The organism is Chlorogloeopsis sp. ULAP02 (genome assembly GCF_038404745.2).
Lineage (GTDB): Bacteria > Cyanobacteriota > Cyanobacteriia > Cyanobacteriales > Nostocaceae > Chlorogloeopsis.
The window spans coordinates 201,257-222,485 of the sequence record NZ_JAYKTT020000001.1 but is presented as its reverse complement, the minus strand read 5'-3'; the positions used below and the strand labels follow the sequence as shown (position 1 = coordinate 222,485).

Sequence of the window (21,229 nt, the reverse complement as noted above, 5' to 3'; positions counted from 1 at the left end):
TTTCTAGGTAAAATTTGAGTCTTTAATTTTGCACCGGGTAGAATTCCAGGCATACTAAGTCTGATTTTAAGTTAACAAACCTTATATAAAATCAAGTACGGTTCTTGCTTACTGCATGAGCGCAATTTCCGTACTCTCCTCGCTCCGGGGAAAAACAATGCTTAGGCTGTCTAGTCCTTCTAGTAAGTTAGGGGGAGCATCCCGGAGTTGACGATACATACGAAATATCACATCCTCTGGCACTTGACGTTTCCGTTTTTTATTACGGGCTAAACATAACCAAATTGGTGTGTCTACCCAAATTCCGACAATTTGGGTAAAACCGAGATTGCGGGCTAGAGTGATGATTTCGCGGCGCTGGCGTCGCTGCGCATTAGTAGCGTCATAAATTACCGTACTATCTGTGGCGATCGCTTCTTGGAATTGCCGCCTTATTTCTCGCCAAATCAATAACCAAGATCCCTGAGTTGCCTCATTACCAAATAATAGCCCCCGAATAGCATCGGTGGAAACCAATCGCCATTGGGGGCATTCTGCTAGCAATTGTTTTGCCAGGGTTGACTTACCGCCACCAGGAAGACCAATTAGTAAAATTAGTCTTGTCATTTGTCATTTGTCCTTTGTCCTTTGTCATTTGTAACAAATAACCAATGACCATTGACCAATGACTATTGACTAATAACTAAATTATCGTTCCATCAGGAATAACAGCATTTTTTGACACCACGACAATACCATTACGGATGTAAAAACCTTGATTTTCGCGTTCGGCTTCTTGAACGTTGTCTTTATTGACAATTTGTACATCACAACCAATGTGAGTATTTTTGTCAATGATGGCACGACGAATCGTTGTGTTAGCACCGATACCTAAGGGTATGCTGCTATGTTCGCAATCAGACTGGCGCTCGGCAAATGGCTGATAGAAGTCTGCGCCCATGATTAAAGAATCTTGGATAACACAACCGGCTTCAACCCGCGATCGCACTCCCAAAACCGAATTTTCAATGCGGCAATTTTTGAGAATACAACCTTCACTAATAATTGACTGTGTTACATGGCAATCTAATAATTTGCTGGGGGGTAGGTAACGAGCGCGAGTGTAGATGGGCGCGTGCTCATCGTAGAAACTAAAAGGCGGACGGGGTTGTTTAGTTAGTGCTAAATTCGCATTATAAAACGCTTCTATTGTTCCGATATCTTCCCAATAGCCATCAAACAAGTAGGCTTGAATGTTGTAGTCATTAGCTGAATCGGGAATAATTTCTTTGCCAAAATCAGTGCGTTCTGTAGCATCTTTTAACAACTTGATCAAAACATCTCTTTTAAAGATATAAATCCCCATTGAGGCGATATAAGGTTGTTGCTCGGCTTGGTTTTTTTCTAAACCAAGGATAGTAGTATCAACCGCCATTTTCTTTAGAGCATCGCCTTTGGGTTTTTCGCTAAAGTCAATTACCCTGCCAGACTGATCGATTTTCATCAAGCCAAAGTCGGAGGCGCGGCGCTCGTCAATGGGTATTACAGAAAGAGTAATATCAGCCCCAGTTTCCCTGTGACGCTGAATAAATAGGCGATAGTCCATCCGGTATAGGTGATCGCCTGATAGTATTAAATATTCGTCTACACCCCATTCTTCAAACAGCCATAGGTACTGACGAACCGCATCTGCTGTACCTTGGAACCAACTGAGGTTTTCTGGCGTTTGCTGGGCAGCAAGCACTTCCACAAATCCCTCAGTAAAGCCAGAAAAATTATAGGTACGCGCGATATGGCGATTCAGCGAAGCCGAGTTGAATTGTGTCAGGACGTAGATTTTGAATATTTCAGAATTTATACAATTACTGACAGGAATATCAATCAAGCGATACTTACCTGCCAGTGGTACAGCTGGTTTAGCGCGTAATTTAGTTAGCGGATATAGGCGGGTACCTGCGCCGCCACCGAGAATGATTGCTAAAACTCTTTTCACAAGTTTCTCCCGACTGCCTTTCAACTCTCACCTACAGTTTAGGACTGTCTGTACCTGCTGGTAAGGGGGGATCAGAGATTTCTAGTGAGTTAAGTTTGCTGTATGCTGCCACAGACAAATAGCATCATCTATTGCTATTACAGGAAAACGAGTGTATAAACTTAACCTAAATTTGTGACATACCTATGCTTCGTCCACCTAATCGTCTATCCATCAAATGCAGCTTTTGGGATAGCTTTAGATACTGTACCCAAGGTTGCTCTGACAATTTAGAAATTTCATGAGGTGATAGAGTAGCACTAAATACATCCTTTGCCTTGTTAATATCACTAACACCCAAATTTTCTAAGATAGCGATCGCAGCAGATGCGTCTGTAATTGGTTCTGTGTGAATAAACACTACCAAACTACGTTCTTCTGGATCGTGAACTTGATTTAACGCCATTGCAAGAGCAGCGTCTAGCTTCTGATAGTTCATCTAAAAAATCTCCCATCAATACCCCGTCTACTTTCTTGTTCAGACAGATAGATGGAAAGCAGGGCGAGATACTACCACTTTCCTAATCATAAAGAGCAGACTAAAGTTAGCCTGCTCTAGAATTACCGTAGCAAATTTATTGCCTTCAATTGCCTATCCTTGTGTAGAGCTAGCTTGTGCTTGCCTACGACTAATTACAGATTCACAGATTTAAGAAAATTCTCAATCAATTACTCTAACTTTTGAGTGAGCTTGAGCGTATCAATCAATCCAAAACCCCATTTACTATCAAAAGTTCCCGCAGCTTTGTCAGGAATGGAACAATTTTTACACAACAGTTCTTTTACCTTTACTGGATCGAGATTGGGGTTTTTCTGCAACAACAAGGCAACTAAGCCAGTAACAAATGGTGTTGCCATACTTGTACCAGCCATCGCTACAAATTTGGAATTTATCATCATCGAGCGATTGAGATTGGCGTTCGAGGAAAGGGCAGAAATAATCATTGCTCCTGGTGCTGCAATATCTGGTTTTTGAGCACCGTTACGCAATGGGCCTTCGCTGCTAAATTCAGAAATATTATTTAACTCTAAGCCTATTTCTTGCTCGTTGTGGTCAATATCCGTGTACTTCACTTTAGTGGTGTAAGAAGCAACTGTAATTGCCTTGCTGGCTGCTCCTGGCGAACCAATTTTCATTGCATCAGATGCACTCTTACCTATAAAAAATACAGATGGAGAGTCACTTAAAGTCCATACATCTAACCGTACATCGCTTCCTGATACTTTACGTACTCTCAATTGCCAAATACCACCTTGTACAGGTTGGTTAAATCTGTCGTTACCCATACCGCGAATTTGTACGAAGAAATTATACTCTCCGTTGACTGGATCAGGGCCGGGTGTGACTATTTCTACTCGTGCATCTGGTAAAGTATACGCTTTGGAAGGATTATCGTCAGCAATGATCGTTTGGAAAGGAGTCACAAAACCGTTAGGACTGCGCACAGAAACTTCTAACTGTCCACCTTTGGAATACCACCCGTTTAACCAGACTATGCCTGCTTGATTTAAGGGAACGTTAAAACGCATTGTATGCAGCCGACTGCCATTAACCTGGGTTTGACCGTGAATATTGTCGTTACCTTCGTTACCTGCTGCGCAGCAGACAATCCGTCCTGGGCCAGTTTCGGCATCAATGATTTTTGAGAGAGAATCGCTACCATCATGAGCATCAGCGTGTCCGCCCAAACTCAGATTTACCACTGCTGGACGTCCCATTTCTGTTGCTATCCGAAAAATATAGCGAACACCATCGGCAATGTGGGCATCTTGTAAGTCAGTTTTAACAATTACCAATTCCGCTTCTGGCGCAACACCGTTATAGGTAGTGTCGGAAGCAGCAGCAATTCCGGCTACGTGAGTACCGTGACCGTCTGTATCTTGGGAAACACTCAACAGCGCTTCGGTTAATTCGGCTCCATAACCACCTTCTGATACTCCCGGTCCTGGTAAAGTTTGATCCCAGATGCGGAGAATGCGTCCTGCAAAGGCAGGGTGTTTGGGATCGATACCACTGTCTACTACACCGATAATTACTCCCTTACCTGTCAACCCAGTTTCATTTTTGAACTCTGGCAATTTTACTGCCTTTGGTGCTTCATCCATCCGCAAGTGTAATTTCCGCGATGGTTTGATCCGTTGGACAGCATCTTCTTGAGATAAAGTGTCTAAACTTTCTAAGGGCAAGTAAGCCGTCCGCACAGTTCCTGTATTTTGGTTAACCTCAATTCCGTATTGTGACAAATAACTCAAGTCAGCTTGTTCGTCACAATAGATAAAAACGACACTACTGGTTCTCTTAAGAGTGGATTTGGGGGCAATTATACCGAGCGATTTCTTGTGGGGAATTAAAGCTTCTTGTCCTTCTCTTTGATAATCTTCATAAGCTAAAAGTAGTCCAGGGGAAAGCTTTTCGTATCTCATTGACACCTCAAATTATGTTCAAGTGCTGCAAGATTTTAACAGGTTAAATCCCTTGAGTATTGATGATACACAAGTAATTTTTATTACTTTGTCTTTTTGATGCAAAGATTAGCTATTAATATTTACGAGTAAATTAGATTACATACTTCAAGAAGCGTAACATTACTTACGATTCCTGATTCGTCACTTGCACCTATATGTGTTTCATTGTGAGCTTCATTAATCACTCGTAATTGGCATCAGCTATTGAAAAAAGCTATTTACTGAATACAGTGTCTAATTCACTAATTACGCATAAGGTGAAGAGAAAAATAAATCAATCGGTTAAGAGTAAGAGAGCCAGAGACTGTAATTCTCGTTACCCGGTTGAACCTGTAACGAAGAATCATGATCGCTGTTTCTCCTTACTTCCCGATCCCCTATACCCAATCACTACTTATCCCTTAATTTTGTTAAATAAAGACTCGTATCTAGCAGTCACATTGGGTGGTAAGGGAAGTAAAAATTCACTTTTGGCAAAAATTTCATTATTGTTTCTTAGCAATTTGCGTAATGCTGCTTGGAGATTAGAATATTCAATGTTTGTAGAAATTGGTGAATTTGTTCTAGCAAGCAGAGAAATTTGTTCAGCTATGTTTGGTAGCCAACAAAAATCGATCCATTGATATGCTAAGTTTTCATCTGTAGCACTTGTAGGTCTTACCCACACATCTGCCCACAATGCTGTTCCTGATTGAGGAGTAACGGCAGCAAGCTGAGGATAACGTCCTATGACTGGCAATACATCATTTGACCAACCAACGGCTAGCCAAGTATCTCCAATGCTCAGAGGTTCTAAATATCTTGTGGAACTGTAAAGCTTGACCTGTTGATTGAGAGCGCTTAATTCTTGTTCCAAGTTGGGAATACTGTCCAAATTTTGCGTGTTGTAAGATGCTCCTAGCTTCTTTAACACTAGTCCTATTACTTCTCGTGGCTGATTGAGTACAGAAATGCGATCGCGTAGTTCGCTTCTCCATAAATCGCTCCAGTCTTTCGGTACCCAACCCAATTCTCGAAATTTGTCGCGATCATAAACAATCACTGTGCTGCCCCAACGGTAAGGAGCCGCCCAAATTCTTCCTTGAGGATCTGGGTAACCTTGCTCGTTGCGTGTTACTAATTCTTGCCAGCGTTGAGGTAAATTAGACCACTGTTTGAGCTGTCCTACTTCTAGTGGTTGAATTAGTTTTTGCTCAATAGCTGTTTTTAGCCAATAATCCCCCAAAGTCACCAAATCAGCAGTAGTATTTGCAGATGATCCTAAGGGTAGGGGGAGATTCCATTTTTTTTCGGAATTGGTTTTGGACTGATTATGCCAAGTTTGTAATTCTTGGTATAAGTCCCGTAACTGCTCTACAGGAGCAAAATTTAGTTGTGCCTTCTGCAGCAAAGCTCTTCGGAATTTATCAACTACCTGAGCAGGAATAGAGCCTCTTAATAGTTGAACACTTAATGTCTCCTGGTTTTTGTTAGTACATCCAAGCAGTGACTGTAAAAGTATAAGTGTAATACTACCTTGCAAAAAAGACCGTCTATGCATTGATTTGAGATTTTAGTTATAACTCATACTATTTAACCAAATTGCCTGATTCCCTTTACTAGGGTAGCAATAAGGCATCGCCAGCCATAATTAAGAAGATTTCTGTAAGCAACAATCTCAGGTTATTGAGAGTAGGGTATACGCTTGCTCACTAATCTTTCATATTTTAGGATTTTTCAAATCAGACACATTATTGAAGTCTTAAAAGAGCAATAAGTAACAGTGAATAGAATTGTAGACATTCTAATGTACAGTAGGCAGAAAGATGTGTTAAAACCCATGATTTTGACAATATTTCAGGATAAATTAGCTTTTTATAAGTATTGTTCGTTGAATTGATGATCCGATATCTTGCACCATTCTCAATAACTGTAAGGTGGACACTTTTTACAACGTAAAAATCAGGGTTTGAGGAAACTTAGGCAGTGCCACCCTACAAAAATTGCAACAAAGTAACTGGCGCAAGATGTAAGTTATTGAATTTCTCGCAATCAAAACAATTAGCCAAAATAGCTATATCTTGATAAGTATAATTACTGCTATCTCCCTTAAGTCAGAGCTAGTAACTAGAGGCTAGAGACTATAAAAGAGAGGTTTTTATCGCGAGCATTGGGCAATGAAATTCTATGGGTGTCTGCCGCTAGTATATTGGTTGATTCTTACCTTAGTCATAAGTCAGTATGTCTCTACCCGCAGATATTCTTTTTTGATAAATTTGTCAAAATTTAGTGATATCTAAGCTAATAAATTTCCGTTAATAGCTATGACGATTAGCTTTGTTAAGCTTGAGTATGTTTGAGGAATTTTTCTTCGATATACTGCCAAAAACCAGAGACAGCAAGGTAAAACATTGATTTTTTTGAAAAAACCCCCAAAAAGTAAATTTTCTCAATGCTAAAATTGAGTAAGCCTATAGGCAATATTTAGAAATGTTACTAATTGATTAATTAAATGTTCAATCCTAAAAAATAATATTAAAAATTAAAAAAATCATAAGTATATTTAACGTTGCCAGTAAATTGAATAACATAGAGAAAAATAAGCGGACGAGGGTATTAAATGGAGCCATTACAAAAGCAAGTCCTGACATTGAGTTATAAACTGGATGCCCTCTACCAAGTGATTGAGCAGCTTGATAATAAAGTATCTCAAGCTTTATCGGCGTGCTGCTTGGAAACAACACACGAGGATAGAGATAATGTTTTAGAAAATGTTGAGACTGGTCGCTTACAGTTTAAAGCGCAATTTAGTCTTAACCCGGAGATGGAACACAAAGATGTAATAGCAGACGGTATTTATCCAGACTCGAATCTTCAGGGAGGAGACAAACAAATTACGCCAGAAATTCAAATCCAAAGACTGACAGCACAGTTAACGGCTGCATACAACCGGATTGCTGCTCTAGAAGAACAATTACTACTCAAAAGAATTCACTAATAAATTCATTAGTTAAGATTTCATAGTTGATGTTGTTTTGACTCTAGACTACTGACTATTGAGTTGAAACAGCCTGTCAAGTTGAGCTTCAATAGCTTTTAAAAGTTGATGTTGCTGCCAATCGTAAGTGAGATGAGCGGCAATGCAAGCTCCTCCAGCCCCCATGCCTTCTTTGACAAAACCCTGTTCATAGGCTCGAAGTTGGGGGTAAACAGAATTAGCAAAACTTAATTGAGTGGCTAGTAAGGGCGGAGGAGCACCGCCCAATTTTATGCAATGTTCACCCACTAGCTGCGCTAAATCTACAGTGCCTCCTGTCGGATCTTCTGCTACCCAGCGTGTTGTGCCGATGACTACTGCTTCTGGGTGCCAGACTAAGTTATAAGCTTGAGCGATCGCGCTCATAAGTGCGTATACTGCCAGCATTTGCGTACCACCAGCGAGCATAACACCACAACTGCGACTAAGAGCGATCGCCATTCCCGCTGTAACAACTTGCATGGGATCGCCCACCGTCGCTACAAGTTGGAGAGGATCGACTGAGGACACGGGGACGCGGGGATAGAGGGACGACGACGCGGGGAAAAGTTCTCTATCCGCGTCTGAGCTTCTCCGCATCTGGGTTTCTTCTCCTCTTTCCCTCATCTTCTCCAAACCTGCCTGCACTACTGCCCACTTTTGAGTGTGGTTGCAAACAGGGTGACTGCTGTTGACTTTTCCAACTGCGTTTATACCTAAACCAGTGAGAATTGCTAAAGCGGTTGTCGTTCCGGCGACAACACACTCACCCAAGACTAGGTAACCTTTTTGAGCTTTGCCAGCTAGGCGATCGCCCCATAATAGTCCTTGTTCTAGCAAGTGGTGTACCATTTCTAGTTCCATTGCATTACCGTGACTTAAGCAGCGAGCCGGAGAACCACCCAAATCAATTACTGGCACAGCAGGGGGCTGAGGCAAACCAGCATTAAATAAATCAATTGGTATATTGAATTCCTCTACCACCGCACGGGAAATTAACACCGGAGATGCACCAGCAATCAGAGGTGGTAAAGGATATTGAGGTTTTTTTTCTGTACCGTAGTAGAGAAATTCGGCATCAGCAACTGCTGTGTATTTGCGATCCTCAATCGTGCGACCGGCTGCGGAAATTCCGGGAATTAAACAAGTGTCAGTAAATCCTAAAATACAAGCAAATACGGGTGAGCAACCATGATAGCGAGCAAGCCATTCCTTTCCCTGTTGGGTTTGGGTATAAATACGAATTAAGTCATTAGTCATTAGCTTAAGACAAAGGACAAGTGACCATTACTCATAATCCATCAAAACTTGTACCCAACGGGGTGGGCGGGGAATGGGATTGCCTAAGCGATCCAAGAGCAGCCACGCTGCTAGATGTACGACGAATAGGTAAATAAAATTATTGAATATGATTAAAGCGATCGCTCCGAGATTGATTGTATAAACACTGGGAGATGATAGGATGCCCAGCCTGAGAAATAACCACTCGATCATATCTGTAACTTGGTTAATCACATACACCCAAAGGTCTTCCCCTGACAACAAAGACAACAGCCACAACCGAAAAAATACTCCCACAGTACCCAATATTGCACCCAAGCTAATTGAAACAATCCAGGGAACGCGACGATGCCAGGTTGCCCCTAAAAGTACGCCCATAAAACCGAAAGGCATGACAAATAGCGAACTACGTACAGGCCCCATCAATACCGATAGCAGCAAACCACAAGTGACTGCTGCCATCCACGCTGCTCGTTGACCCCAACGCAGGTAAACTAGAGCGATCGGTACTGGGAAAAATATCCGCAACACTGGGCCTAAAGGAAAATAGAAATTAATAAACCAAATTAAGCTAGCGGCACTGGCTAAAAATGCTGTTTCCACCATTCTCAAGGGTGCATCTAGCTTTAATTGGGGTTGTCTTAAATGATTTTGTTTATCTGTATATGGAGAAGTTACAGAGTTGTAGGGATGGGAGTTGGGGTGTTCTTCTGGCTCATCGGTTGGAGAATCTATAATGCTCATATTAGAGAAGCTAAACAATCATTCTTTCTAAAGCTGACACATCTGGGATACAAATGACTTCTTGATCCCGTTTGATCAACCCTTTCTTTTCTAGTCTTGTCAAAACTCTTGTCACTGTTTCCCGTGCCAGTCCGCTTAAACTACTTAACTCCCGATGAGGTAAATTCGGAATTTCTGTTCCCGTTTCTCCTTTTTTCCCTTGTCCCTCTGCCAAAAATAATAACGTATCTGCTACACGCGATTGGCTATCAGATTCTCGTAAACGCAGTCGCCGATTAACTTGCCGCAAGCGTCGTGCCATTAATTGTGCCAATCTTACCCCTGCCAAAGGTTCTGTCTGAAGTAACTTGAGAAAATCTTGAGCAGGCATACTGCCAATCACAGTCGCAGTCAAGGTAATCACGTCAGTGGAGCGAGGCACTTCGTCGAGTGCAGCCATTTCACCGAATAATTCTCCTTTACCGATAATATTTAGTGTGACTTCTTTACCTTCTAAATTGTAAGTACGAATTTTTACCCATCCCTCAATAATAAAATATACAGAGCCTCCCCAGTCATTTTCTAGTAGGATCACTTGATTGGCTGGGTGAGTGCGGGTAACCAGATGAGTGAAGGCTATTTCTATAGCGCTTCCGGGCAATCCTTGAAAAAAGGGAGCCGATAAAATCCAGGGATTGGCGGGTGTCTGGACGCTATGCCGATCTTCCATTACGAAATCTAATTGATAAACGCTGCAATAAACACAACAAACAAAAGCGCCATTCTCAGCCTCAGTACAATTCGTCGTGAATCGGAGTAAGAAAACAATAGTGCCGATCGCTCTGGATAAAGAGTTAGACTTCAGGCTACTTCCGAACCCCTTTTCATGATGACGTGTACTGAACTATCAAAGCACAAGCCCTTTCCAAGCTAAAACTAAACTATATTACACAATCAAGTGACAAGAGGATTCTCAACTATTTTTACCAGGTAACAGAAACTAGGTAAAAATCTGGGTGGGTGTTTTGCCCGCCTTCGGAACTAGTACAAGATATATGGCTGGCTACCTATACTGCAACCATGATGACCGGAGTATAGGCAAGTTATATCAATCATACTCAAGCTCCTAAAATTTTGCTAAGACTGTTTTCAGCTATTGCTAAAATTTGTAGCAATCATGCCTATCGCCGAAATTAACTGCCTGTTGTAAAATATTTCGTTTTAGTAACTTCTTGAAAATAAATTTTGGAACTTTTGGAAAATTAGGTTGATGTTGGTTTTTAGCTCAAATTTTACAAACAGTACAGATGGTCGCAATTAACTGACCAATTTAACAAGAGGTTGAAAATTAAAAATAATGCATAACTTTTGGTTTTTTAGTACCGTGTAAACACCGAGCAGATTTCTTGGGGGTTGCGAACTCAGTGGCGATCGCCCACGAGATCAGAACGCTCAACTGATGCATAACATAATCACAGTAGTAATAAAGTAATTTCTGCAATATCAGACGTACAGTTTTAGCGAAGGTAAATTAAAGTGACTTCCCGCACAACTGAAATTCAAACATTGATCGCAGACATTGATAGTGTACTTACCAACAAACGCCTCTCTAAGCTGCTCTCTAGCGAAGGAGAACTGCCAAGACAGGTTTTAGAAAGAGTTCGTAACTTTCTTGTTAGTTGCACGGAAACTGAGGCGGAAGTAGGTAGCCCAGAAAACCAAGAACAAAATCAGCAACAACGGCTGCTATCACCTTTACTAGCAAGATTTGTTGTTAAAAATAATCACTCTTCTTTATCGCGGCACAAGCAAGCCAACCAAGAAAGAGAAGATGTGAACTCAACCGAGACGAACTTATTTTCGTCATTGTTGGCACCATTACAAGCAGAAATACAAGGACTTTTACAAGAGCGGGCAAGCCTTGTTCAGGAAATTAGGCAGTTAGAACAAAGACGTTTACAAAGCTACTCCCTTGCCCAGCAGTTGGCAAACCAAGAACAAATCATTACAGATTTTTTACAGGCAGTAACAAATCGACTAGGGGGCAATTTTCAGCCTCAGAAGTCGCCAACTTTGGCTAATTCCCCACAGGAGCAATGGCTCGCCCTTGGTGCTGCTGGTTCATCTGCGGCAAATAACAAAGGTGAGCTAGAACAAGTATCTTCTTCTGGTGAACCTTTATTAGAGTCACAAGATCAGCTAGCGCGGTTAACACGTCTTGCGAATGAATTGGATCGACGGCTACTTGCCCTTGATGGCAGTGTAAATGTGGTGTTTGAGTCATTACAGCGCAATATTCACACCTATAATGAGTCTTTGTCCCAGGCATTGGCAAGAATGTACAGTAAGGGACTGCAAGGAGAACAGTTACTGGCGGGCTTAATTAATAATTTTGCCCAGCAGGCGCAGCTACAAATCAGTTCTCAGGAACCGTTTACCATTGATATCCATAAAGAAACCCTACCTGCCAATCTCAGAAGCTTGGAGGCAGGTAATACAATTTCCGAATCTACACAAAACGATACTTCAACTGCATTTACAAGTAATTTACCAGCAACTGACTCTGTGCTCAGTCAGGATAATTTAGGGACAGAGCTAGATCAAGATGTGCAAAACACGCCGGATGCTACTCATATCACCAGTCATGAAGTAGAGCCGGAGAACTCTGTGTCCATTCGCGATGAAGTAGAGCAACTTTATGCCAGTTTGTTTGGCACTGAAATTGCAGTTAACTCTGAAATTCCTGCTGAGGAAGTTAATACTGAAGTCGCAGTTGATCAGGTAACTATTGATGAAACTCCTGCAAGCAATCAACCAACCTCAGAATTTGTTCCTCAAGAAGTAATTATTGAAAATACAGATACTCTAGAAGAATCATCTGTTGATGAAACTACTGGAAATAATCAGCAAATATCAGAGTTGTTTCATCAAGAAGTAATTGTTAAAAATACAGATGTTCCAGAGGAATTTCTTGTTGATGAAACTGATACTATCAGTCAGCAAGAACCAGAATTTGTTCCTCAAGAAGTAGTTTTTGAAGCTCCCAATCTTCCAGATGAATTACCTAGTGATTTTTTGAATACTGTTGAAATTCAGACTTCGGATACCAGCGATGAAATTCAATTACCAGATTCTATTCTTAGTGGCTCAGATCCTTGGTTTGATGAACCGGATGCAGGTCTTTTAGATTCAGGTAATATTAACGTCATCAATACACAAGATACATCCGAAGTTGTCAGGGAACAATTATTAGATTTATCGAATAAGATGACATTTGCGGAAGATACGCAAACTTCATCTGTATCACCAGACGAGCCGATTAGTGTTGATACAACTACAAATGTTGGTATTAGTCAGCAGTCATCTGAAGTAGAATTGCTAGAAATTTCGGCAAGTACAGCACCAATCCCTGTAACTGAAGAAAGAGATATTCCCTCAGAGGACTATGTTGTGGCTTCACCACAAGAAAATTTACTGGCACAAGCAGAAAATCAGAATCTAGCAGTACCAGAAATTTCCTTGGATCGAGAGCAATTACAGCAATTGGATTTGGATTTAGCTAATTTTGATGAACAAAATAATTTAGGACAGCAGGTTGCTAAAAATTTAGAATATCACGAACCAGTCGAGGGACAGCTTGCTACTACTTTTTCGAGTACGCAGTTAGCTGAAACTGAAAAAAAGGAAGACACAGCAGACTCCTCAGAAATCATTTTGCCTTCAGATTCCAACTTTGGAAATATTACAGAATCTAAGTATCACAATCGAAATTCAGCCTGGTATCTCGGCATTGATTTAGGTACAACGGGGATTTCTGCGGTATTGTTGAATCGCTCCACGGCAGAAATGTATCCTCTCTATTGGTCAGCACAAAACCAACCAGAAGCAATTTCTAACACAAAAGCATTTCGTTTACCAGCAGAAGTTTATTTGCCGCCCACAGCTTATTCTGGACATCATGTAGAAGCAGAAACTAAACAAGCGCAGGAGCAAGCGAATGCTAGTAATGCACCTGCGGTGACACAAAATCTTTTTTCTGCACAGTTAAAACCCTATTTACATATCGCCCTCCCTTACAAAAACGAACGGCAAAAATGGGAACCAGTATTGCAATTCAATGAAGTTGCGATGATTCCTTTGGTTTGGGTTACACGATCGCTCTCAAAATTGCTGTTGACGCTAAAATCTGATCGCAATAGCACAACTCTTGGTTTAATTGCATCGGCTGCTGGCCTAGATCAACAAATCTTCCATGATGCGATCAATAATCTTGCTGGTGTGATCTGCACCTGTCCTTGGAATTGGACGGAACAATATCGCTTCAATATCCGCGAAGCCTTGCTAATTAGCAAAATTGTCCAGCATCCTCAACAGGTATTTTTTGTCGAGGAAACGATCGCCTGTTTACTTTCGGAACTTGATGGTGCTAACGGTGAAACTGTCAAGTTAAGTGAGAGTCCAGTTCCTCATGCTGCTAAGATTAGCGATCGCCCTCTGGTTGGTAACACTCTGGTAATTAATATTGGGGTATCGGCAACAGAAATGGCATTGGTTGATTTGCCAGAAAACCTGGAAGATTTAACCCACGATAATTTTATGCTCCACGGTTTTGCTTATGCAGCTAAGGGAATAGAGCAAGACATAATCTGTCAATTGCTGTTGTCAACAAAATGGCGAGAATTAATTAGCCCCAATCAAGGCAATAGCAATGCAACAAGCGGTAATGCCTGGAACTGGCAACCAGCCGTTTATGGTGTAGAGCAAATGAGTTTTGCAGATTTGGGATTAGAATCGTTGAATTTACCGCGCCCCGGTGAACCGGATATTGGCGATCGCATCCGCCTTCAGCAACGGCTCGAAAGCTCTTTACTTGGTAAGGCAGTTTTGGATGCAGCCATAGCTTTAAAGTTAATTTTGCAACACCAAGAATCTTTCAGCATGGAATTATCTGATCAGCGTTGGAACCTACAGCGACGAGATTTAGAAAGCCATGTCTTTGTTCCATTTGTCCGCCGTCTTAACCGTGAACTCAACAAGTTGTTAGTAGCAAAAGGTATACCTACAGAGGCAGTTCAGCAAGCAATCCTGACTGGTGGCACGGCTAATTTGGGTGCAGTTTCTCGTTGGCTACGGCAAAAACTCCCCAACGCTAGAATTATTCAAGATGCGTACATGGATGAAAATGGTAGCCCGATTTGTAGTCGTGTAGCTTATGGTTTAGCAATGCTGCCTCTACATCCGCAGGTTTTAGAAGTACCCAAGCAACAGTACACTGATTATTTTCTGTTTACAGAGTTGTTGCGCCTGATTCCAGAGCGAGCCTTGTCCTTAAACGATGTGATCGAATTATTTGAGACTCGTGGCATCAATACTCGTACCTGTCAGCAACGCCTACTAGCTTTTCTAGAAGGTGAACTACCTCCTGGTTTTCTACCTAACGGCACAGCTTATAACTGGCTTGCCCAAATTTCTAGAGAGAATTTAGATTATAAGGCGATCGCAGAAGCACCACTTTTTGAAAAACAAGGCAACTTTATCTATCGTCCTAATTCCACACAATTGCAGTCTCTACGTCGCTATCTGGATATTATCAAAGCCAGTACTCAGCAATCGTTGGAGGAACCCTATACGGTGAATTTTGCCTTAGGAGTAGTGCGTTAGTGGAGTTTGTGATCAAGTAAAAATGCAGAACAAAAGAGGGATTGGAGATTAGGAATTAAAAACCTAGTACCCAATACCCAAATTTGTCGTCTCTAAATATCGATTTTCGATAACGAAAAGCTATACATCAGTAAGAATCTCTGTTACGATGCTGTTGAGCAGTCAGCTCGGTAAAACAGTTGGAATTTATGAGGATTGTATGGCTTCTCAACCGCATCAATCTCTCAAGCGGCAGCTAGGTATTCCAGGGGCGATCGCTCTGGGTTTAGGCTCTATTGTAGGCACAGGTGTATTTGTCAGCATTGGGTTAGCGGCGGGAATAGCAGGCCCCGCCATGCTGATTGCGGTTGCTATTGGAGCATTGGTTGCCACTTGTAATGGATTGAACAGTGCTCAATTGGCAACAAATCATCCTATTAGTGGGGGTGCCTATGAGTACGGCTACCGTTATCTCAACCCTTGGTTGGGATTTACAGCAGGCTGGATGTTTTTAATTGCCAAATCTGCCTCTGCTGCCACAGCAGCATTAGGCTTTGCCGGATATCTGTTAAATGTATTCGGTTGGTCTGACCGCTCGTTGCTGGTTCCCACTGCATTGGGGGCTGTTGTCATTCTCACTGGTTTGATTTTAACAGGCATCAAGCGTTCCAACGTGATTAATATCGGCATTGTGTCAGTTACCATCTTCTCGCTGGTCTTTTTTGTACTAGCAGGTCTACCCCTCGCCATTGCAGAAGGTGCTAAGAACTTTACACCATTTTTTCAGAGTGGAACACAGGGAAGCGCAAATACAGGAATTGCATCTGTGTTGCACGCTGCCGCTTTGATGTTTGTGGCTTATACAGGCTATGGGCGTATTGCGACCTTGGGGGAAGAAATTCGTGAACCTCGGCGCACAATTCCGAAAGCGATTATTACAACATTGATTATAACCATGTTGCTCTATATTGGAGTGGCTGTAGTTGGTATTGGCTCTGTAGGGGCAGAAACTTTGGGTAGTGTCACCCGCCAAGAGGTGGCACCATTAGAAGTTGCGGCTCGTAATTTTGTAGTGCCGGGTAGTTCCATCATTATGGCAGTGGGGGCTGTGACTGCAACCCTGGGAGTCTTGCTCAATCTGATTTTGGGTTTATCTCGTGTCCTGTTTGCAATGGGTCGCCGCCGTGATATGCCAAGGGTAGTTGCCCGATTAAATCAGTCTGCAACAACACCCTATGTTGCAGTCATGATCATGGGAATAGCGATCGCAGCCATTGTGCTAATTGGAGATGTGCGAATTACCTGGTCGTTTAGTGCGTTTACAGTATTGGTGTATTATGCGCTGACTGATTTATCCGCACTACAAATTCCTGACTCAGATCGGTTATATCCCCGATGGATTGCCTGGATTGGCTTATGTGCTTGCCTGTTTCTGGCTTTTTGGGTTGAGCAACAAATCTGGTTGGTGGGATTGGGACTGATCGCCGTTGGGCTAGTGTGGCGATGGGTTATGCAAAATCTATCTGCTTATTCTGCTGAAGATTGATACAAGAGTGGGGCTTGAATGAGATGGATGCCTTGATTTCCCGTGGAGTAAGTAAAATGCCTGCTAGATATCGAAATTATGCTCATAAAAATCTAGATTTGGTCTCAATCAAAATAGCAAAACATAGTAATCTCTGTTACTCTTCCTCAAACAATTCACCAAACAGCTCTTTCACCTTTTCCTTCGCTTCTTCTAACATGACTTTACCTTGAGGAGTTGCTCGGTAATATTTCCGCAATTGCCGCCCCGCTCGCTCCTCTACAGAAGATAAGTAGCCCTTGCTCTCCATGTCATGCAGCATTGGGTAGAGGGTTCCGGCACTGAGTTTGTAGCCGTGACGTGCCAGTTCTTCAATAATACCTAGTCCAAAAATTGGTTCTTGAACTGCATGATGCAGAATGTGAAGTCGAATCAAGCTAGAGTAAAACTCTCGTCCATCCATCGGGCAATGTTTTTGTAACATTTAAAGTTTCATTTTCGCCTATATCGGGCTAGGCATTTTGAGATTTTCCCATCCAAAGATTCCCTACCCTTGATACTATTTCACAAAAAATCTGATACAAATACAGACCATGTAGAGACAGGATATATCGCGTCTGGGCAAAATTCATGTCTATCGTAATTAACGCGAAATGGTATGAGAAGATGTCAACATCGACGGTAGCATGGGTAGTTTTGTACGTACTTCGTAATACAATCACTACTTGAAGGTGTTCACCTTGGGCGATCGCCTTTTTATAGATTCAAAAGGAAGTGTCTTTCCTAACTCATACTAAGGCGGAGGTAAAAAATGCCAACAGATTCATTATTTACCAACCGAGTAGCAGCGCTGGCGACAATGCACCAAAAAGAAAAAGTTATTGCCCCAATTTTAGAAGCAGAATTAGGAATTCAAGTTATCGTCCCTCAAAATTTTAATACTGATGCTTTCGGTACATTTACTAGAGAAATTAAACGTCCAGGTAATCAAATTGAAGCTGCAAAATTGAAAGCAGAAAAAGCCTTAGAATTAACTGGTCAAACTCTTGCAATCGCTAGTGAAGGAAGTTTTGCACTCCATCCGGAAATACCCTTTATTTCTATTAACAGAGAAATTGTAATTCTCGTAGATAAAAATAATAATTTAACAATTCTTGGAGAAGAATTTTCAACAGATACTAACCATAATCATATCGTTGTGGAAAATATCGAGCAAGCATTAAACTTTGGAAAAAAGGTTGGCTTTCCTGAACATGCTTTGGTAGCTATGTTCCGAGAATTTCCTCAAGATGAAAATGAAGTTATTAAAGGAATAATTACAGAAGAAAAATTAGTAGATGCGGTGAACTTTATCATTAAAAATTCACCGACAGGAAAAGTACATCTGGAAACAGATATGCGGGCAATGTATAACCCTACACGGATGAAAAATATCGCTAAAGCCACCCAAAATTTAGTAGAAAAAATTCACAGCCGTTGTCCAAAATGTTTTACACCTGGTTTTGAGATTGTTAGAAGAATTCAGGGATTACCATGTGCGATGTGCTATACGCCAACTTCCTTGACTCTTGCTGTTATCTATCAATGTCAAAAATGTGGATTTAGTCAAGAAAAAAGATTTCCTCATGGAATTGAATACGCCGATCCAGGACAATGTATGTACTGCAATCCTTAATTATGCATGGTTAGTTAGATGTTTTCCCATCAGATACGACAGGCGAAGTCTCTCCCCAACTTCTAGTAAATACAAACGTTTCTAGGGGCTGGCGCTGGCGTGGAGCAAATTCACGTTGTCGGTATTGTTCAGGCAATTCTTCCGGATTGCCTGGATATCCAATTGCGATCGCTGCGACTGGTTCATATCCCTCAGGAATGCTATACAATTCCTGCGCCTTAGCAACATCAAATCCTGCCATTTGGTGAATAAACAAACCTAGAGAAGTTGCCTGAGTTGCCAGACTACAAGCTGCTGCCCCCACATCGTGAAAGGCATGACGATTTTCTTTTCCATTCTTTTCAAAGTAAAGCTTTGCTACCGATAGCATTAAAACAGGGGCATTCTTTGCCCACACTTGATTTCCTTCTGCTAGACAACTAAGCAAACGGTTGAATTCCTCTAGATTGTCTTGAGTCGCAACGATAAAGTGCCAAGGCTGCTCATTATACGAAGAAGCAGCCCAACGAGATGCTTCTAGCAAACTGCGAAGCTTTTCTGGTTCGACTTGCTGTTTTGCAAATGCTAGGGGACTCCAACGCTTTTGCAGCAATTGATCAATAGGATACTGGGAATTAGCAGGTTTTTCCATGATTTTCTTGGTTCTTAATTGCAACAAAAGGTAAGCTAAATTGGAAAGGCACAGCAGATACTGTCAGCTTCAGTGTAGCGACTTACAAGCATTGTTATGATCAGTCCGGATTTTGGGGACTTTGTAATTCCCGATACAGCGGTTTCAGTTGCTGGGTTGACTGACTACATCCGTTTTTTGTTAGAGCAAGATGAACAACTGCGACAAATTTGGGTGATTGGAGAAGTTTCGAGTGTTAATCATCACCGCAGTGGTTTATTTCTGACATTGCAAGATCCCGATGCAGGGGCTGCAATTAAGTGTGTAGTCTGGAATAGCCAATTACCCAAACTCATGCAAATGCCCATAGTGGGCGAGCAGATCGTGATCTTAGGCAGTATGCGAGTTTATCCCCAACGGGGAGAATATCAGCTTTCTGTTTGGCAAGCTTTACCTGCTGGTGTTGGTTTGCAAGCGCTACGTTACCAACAACTGCGAAACCGTTTAGAGGCAGAAGGTTTATTTGCTCCCCAAAGAAAGCGATCGCTTCCTCACCATCCCCAAATTATCGCTGTTGTCACTTCACCCACTGCCGCCGCTTGGGGAGATATTCAAAAGACTCTTAAACACAGGTATTCAGGTTTACATATTTTGTTCTCGCCTGCCACAGTACAAGGAGAGCAAGCACCCGAATCTATCGTCACTGCTATTCAAAGGGTAGAACAGGATGGTCGTGCCGAAGTGCTAATTTTGTCACGTGGTGGAGGTGCGGTCGAAGAATTGGCTTGCTTTAATGATGAGCGAGTGGTGCGAGCAGTTGCTAATTGTTCGATTCCCGTGATTACGGGCATTGGGCATCAAAGAGATGAGTCTTTAGTAGATTTAGTGGCAGATGAAAGTGTACATACTCCTACTGCCGCCGCACAAAGAGTGGTTCCTGCACTTGTAGATTTATATAATCAGCATCGACAGAGAATTACCACTTTACAACAGCTGGTGTATGGCGAGTTAGAAACTGCGGAAAATCAACTCCAAGGCTTGCGACATCGTTTGCGGCGGTTGCGGTTGGATGCACAGGTACAACAAGAGCTACAGGCAATAAATTGGCAACGTCGGCGACTGGTACAATCCACTAGTAGTAAATTGCAGCACGCAACTCAGCATCTAGAGATGTTGCGACAAAAATTGGCAACTCTTGATCCGAAAGCTGTATTGCAACGGGGTTATGCGGTAGTGAGGCAAGAAAATGGGATAATTGTTCGCAATGCGGCTGAGTTAGAAATAGGGCAGGATTTGTTGATTCAGTTGGGTCAGGGTGAGGTTAAAGTAAGGGTTATGGAAATTGGAAAGTAAAAAGTTTAAACCACACAGACACAGAGGAAGCAGAGAGGTTGATGATTAAGCGGAATAGTTCTTCTAATTCTAAATCTATAGAAGTTTGGAATTATGAGGCGAAGGTAGCTGAGATCGAAAATATTATTGCTCGCATTGAAGCGGGTAATTTGGAGTTAGCAGATGTGTTTGAGCAGTTTGCTAAGGCTGTGGAAAATTTACGTGAATGTGAAAAGTTTTTGCAGCAGCGACAGGAACAGGTAGATTTGTTGATTGAAACTTTGAGTGATGATTAATATATTACTTTTACTGTTAGCACGATTGTGATAGATAAAAGTGCTGTCTTCAACGATTTTCCAAAACTTGAAACCAAGAATTTAATTCTTAGGGAGACACAATTAGTTGATGCGTCAGCCGTTTTTAAGATTTTTGCAGATGATGAGGTTACTAAGTTTCATGACTTAGAAACTTTTACTTGTTTAGAACAAGCTCAGTTTTTGATTGAGCGGCGTAGAAAACGATTTCAGAATAAACAGGGAATCCGCTGGGGAATCGCGAGAAAAGAAGATAATATCATCATTGGCTCTTGCGGTTATGGCATTAAAAACGAGTTTCAGGCAGAAATTGGATATGAACTTGCTAGGGTGTATTGGCAGAAGGGCATAATGATAGAAGCTTTAAGAGCTATGATTAATTGGGGTTTTCATCAATTAGGTTTAAATCGAATTGAAGCAATGGTAATGGTTGAAAATATTGCCTCTGTGAAATTGTTAGGAAATTTAGGATTTGTAGAGGAAGGAATTTTAAGAGAATACGGTTTTTGGAAAGGACAATTTCATGATTTGAAGGTATTTTCTTTACTTAAAAGAGAGTATATAAATACCAGTGGCTCAGAAGAAAAAGTCTAATTGTAATTAATACAAATTTGTTTTTATATGTAGTGGCGTGTCAAACTAAAGAAGCTGGGTTTC

General features: G+C 41.6%; 17 protein-coding genes. 7 read left to right on the top strand and 10 right to left on the bottom strand.

Features of this window, described 5'->3' with window-relative positions; all coding sequences use genetic code 11:
• Positions 1–108 precede the first annotated feature (108 nt).
• From U2718_RS00910 to U2718_RS00890, 5 genes are all read right to left on the bottom strand, one after another.
• Complete coding sequence (locus U2718_RS00910; protein WP_341999371.1) at positions 109–606, bottom strand: AAA family ATPase; 498 nt, start codon at positions 604–606, stop codon at positions 109–111.
• 76 nt (positions 607–682) lie between these two features.
• Complete coding sequence (locus U2718_RS00905) at positions 683–1,972, bottom strand: glucose-1-phosphate adenylyltransferase (RefSeq protein ID WP_341999369.1); 1,290 nt, start codon at positions 1,970–1,972, stop codon at positions 683–685.
• Positions 1,973–2,138: 166 nt separating this feature from the next.
• Positions 2,139–2,450: a hypothetical protein gene (locus U2718_RS00900; RefSeq protein ID WP_341999367.1), complete on the bottom strand. Its 312-nt coding sequence runs from the start codon at positions 2,448–2,450 to the stop codon at positions 2,139–2,141.
• A gap of 230 nt (positions 2,451–2,680) precedes the next feature.
• On the bottom strand, positions 2,681–4,435 hold the full coding sequence (locus U2718_RS00895) for a S8 family peptidase (protein ID WP_341999365.1): 1,755 nt from the start codon (positions 4,433–4,435) through the stop codon (positions 2,681–2,683).
• 436 nt (positions 4,436–4,871) lie between these two features.
• The gene (locus U2718_RS00890) at positions 4,872–6,017 is read right to left on the bottom strand and encodes an extracellular solute-binding protein (protein ID WP_341999363.1); all 1,146 of its coding nucleotides are present in this window, start codon (positions 6,015–6,017) and stop codon (positions 4,872–4,874) included.
• Positions 6,018–7,076: 1,059 nt separating this feature from the next.
• On the opposite strand from U2718_RS00890, the gene U2718_RS00885 reads away from it, so the two are divergent.
• A complete protein-coding gene (locus U2718_RS00885) occupies positions 7,077–7,454 on the top strand; it encodes a hypothetical protein (protein WP_341999361.1) in 378 nt (125 codons plus the stop codon).
• A 48-nt stretch (positions 7,455–7,502) separates the two neighbouring features.
• Here U2718_RS00885 and U2718_RS00880 read toward each other — a convergent pair whose 3' ends face one another.
• From U2718_RS00880 to U2718_RS00870, 3 genes are read right to left on the bottom strand one after another with little or no spacing between them, the layout of a single operon-like run.
• A complete protein-coding gene (locus tag U2718_RS00880; RefSeq protein WP_341999359.1) occupies positions 7,503–8,732 on the bottom strand; it encodes a nicotinate-nucleotide--dimethylbenzimidazole phosphoribosyltransferase in 1,230 nt (409 codons plus the stop codon).
• A gap of 27 nt (positions 8,733–8,759) precedes the next feature.
• Positions 8,760–9,497: a DUF2232 domain-containing protein gene (locus U2718_RS00875; protein ID WP_341999357.1), complete on the bottom strand. Its 738-nt coding sequence runs from the start codon at positions 9,495–9,497 to the stop codon at positions 8,760–8,762.
• A 10-nt stretch (positions 9,498–9,507) separates the two neighbouring features.
• The gene (locus tag U2718_RS00870) at positions 9,508–10,206 is read right to left on the bottom strand and encodes a Crp/Fnr family transcriptional regulator (RefSeq protein ID WP_341999356.1); all 699 of its coding nucleotides are present in this window, start codon (positions 10,204–10,206) and stop codon (positions 9,508–9,510) included.
• Positions 10,207–11,012: 806 nt separating this feature from the next.
• Between U2718_RS00870 and U2718_RS00865 the strand changes: the two genes are divergently transcribed.
• Both U2718_RS00865 and U2718_RS00860 read left to right on the top strand, forming a co-directional pair.
• The gene (locus U2718_RS00865; protein WP_341999355.1) at positions 11,013–15,137 is read left to right on the top strand and encodes a hypothetical protein; all 4,125 of its coding nucleotides are present in this window, start codon (positions 11,013–11,015) and stop codon (positions 15,135–15,137) included.
• Positions 15,138–15,336: 199 nt separating this feature from the next.
• On the top strand, positions 15,337–16,662 hold the full coding sequence (locus U2718_RS00860) for an APC family permease (RefSeq protein WP_341999354.1): 1,326 nt from the start codon (positions 15,337–15,339) through the stop codon (positions 16,660–16,662).
• Positions 16,663–16,798: 136 nt separating this feature from the next.
• Here U2718_RS00860 and U2718_RS00855 read toward each other — a convergent pair whose 3' ends face one another.
• Positions 16,799–17,104 (bottom strand): PadR family transcriptional regulator, encoded by a 306-nt coding sequence (locus U2718_RS00855; protein WP_411813214.1) that lies wholly within the window; start codon positions 17,102–17,104, stop codon positions 16,799–16,801.
• 348 nt (positions 17,105–17,452) lie between these two features.
• Here U2718_RS00855 and U2718_RS00850 point away from each other — a divergent pair, with 348 nt between their 5' ends.
• Positions 17,453–18,316: a DUF6671 family protein gene (locus tag U2718_RS00850; protein WP_341999352.1), complete on the top strand. Its 864-nt coding sequence runs from the start codon at positions 17,453–17,455 to the stop codon at positions 18,314–18,316.
• 10 nt (positions 18,317–18,326) lie between these two features.
• Here the strand turns inward: U2718_RS00850 and U2718_RS00845 are convergent, their stop codons facing one another.
• The gene (locus tag U2718_RS00845) at positions 18,327–18,947 is read right to left on the bottom strand and encodes a nitroreductase family protein (RefSeq protein WP_341999351.1); all 621 of its coding nucleotides are present in this window, start codon (positions 18,945–18,947) and stop codon (positions 18,327–18,329) included.
• 96 nt (positions 18,948–19,043) lie between these two features.
• Between U2718_RS00845 and xseA the strand changes: the two genes are divergently transcribed.
• From xseA to U2718_RS00830, 3 genes are read left to right on the top strand one after another with little or no spacing between them, the layout of a single operon-like run.
• Entirely contained in the window at positions 19,044–20,279 is a 1,236-nt protein-coding gene (xseA, locus tag U2718_RS00840; protein WP_411813204.1) for an exodeoxyribonuclease VII large subunit, read from the top strand.
• A gap of 41 nt (positions 20,280–20,320) precedes the next feature.
• Positions 20,321–20,554 (top strand): exodeoxyribonuclease VII small subunit, encoded by a 234-nt coding sequence (gene xseB / locus U2718_RS00835; protein WP_341999350.1) that lies wholly within the window; start codon positions 20,321–20,323, stop codon positions 20,552–20,554.
• A gap of 27 nt (positions 20,555–20,581) precedes the next feature.
• The gene (locus U2718_RS00830; RefSeq protein ID WP_341999349.1) at positions 20,582–21,166 is read left to right on the top strand and encodes a GNAT family protein; all 585 of its coding nucleotides are present in this window, start codon (positions 20,582–20,584) and stop codon (positions 21,164–21,166) included.
• Positions 21,167–21,229: the final 63 nt, after the last annotated feature.

Coding starts and splice junctions, on each gene's coding strand:
- U2718_RS00910 (WP_341999371.1), bottom strand. CDS start 606: ATGACAAGACTAATTTTACTAATTGGTCTTCCTGGTGGCGGTAAGTCA.
- U2718_RS00900 (WP_341999367.1), bottom strand. CDS start 2,450: ATGAACTATCAGAAGCTAGACGCTGCTCTTGCAATGGCGTTAAATCAA.
- U2718_RS00895 (WP_341999365.1), bottom strand. CDS start 4,435: ATGAGATACGAAAAGCTTTCCCCTGGACTACTTTTAGCTTATGAAGAT.
- U2718_RS00890 (WP_341999363.1), bottom strand. CDS start 6,017: ATGCATAGACGGTCTTTTTTGCAAGGTAGTATTACACTTATACTTTTA.
- U2718_RS00885 (WP_341999361.1), top strand. CDS start 7,077: ATGGAGCCATTACAAAAGCAAGTCCTGACATTGAGTTATAAACTGGAT.
- U2718_RS00880 (WP_341999359.1), bottom strand. CDS start 8,732: ATGACTAATGACTTAATTCGTATTTATACCCAAACCCAACAGGGAAAG.
- U2718_RS00875 (WP_341999357.1), bottom strand. CDS start 9,497: ATGAGCATTATAGATTCTCCAACCGATGAGCCAGAAGAACACCCCAAC.
- U2718_RS00870 (WP_341999356.1), bottom strand. CDS start 10,206: ATGGAAGATCGGCATAGCGTCCAGACACCCGCCAATCCCTGGATTTTA.
- U2718_RS00860 (WP_341999354.1), top strand. CDS start 15,337: ATGGCTTCTCAACCGCATCAATCTCTCAAGCGGCAGCTAGGTATTCCA.
- U2718_RS00855 (WP_411813214.1), bottom strand. CDS start 17,104: ATGGATGGACGAGAGTTTTACTCTAGCTTGATTCGACTTCACATTCTG.
- U2718_RS00850 (WP_341999352.1), top strand. CDS start 17,453: ATGCCAACAGATTCATTATTTACCAACCGAGTAGCAGCGCTGGCGACA.
- U2718_RS00845 (WP_341999351.1), bottom strand. CDS start 18,947: ATGGAAAAACCTGCTAATTCCCAGTATCCTATTGATCAATTGCTGCAA.
- xseA (WP_411813204.1), top strand. CDS start 19,044: ATGATCAGTCCGGATTTTGGGGACTTTGTAATTCCCGATACAGCGGTT.
- xseB (WP_341999350.1), top strand. CDS start 20,321: ATGATTAAGCGGAATAGTTCTTCTAATTCTAAATCTATAGAAGTTTGG.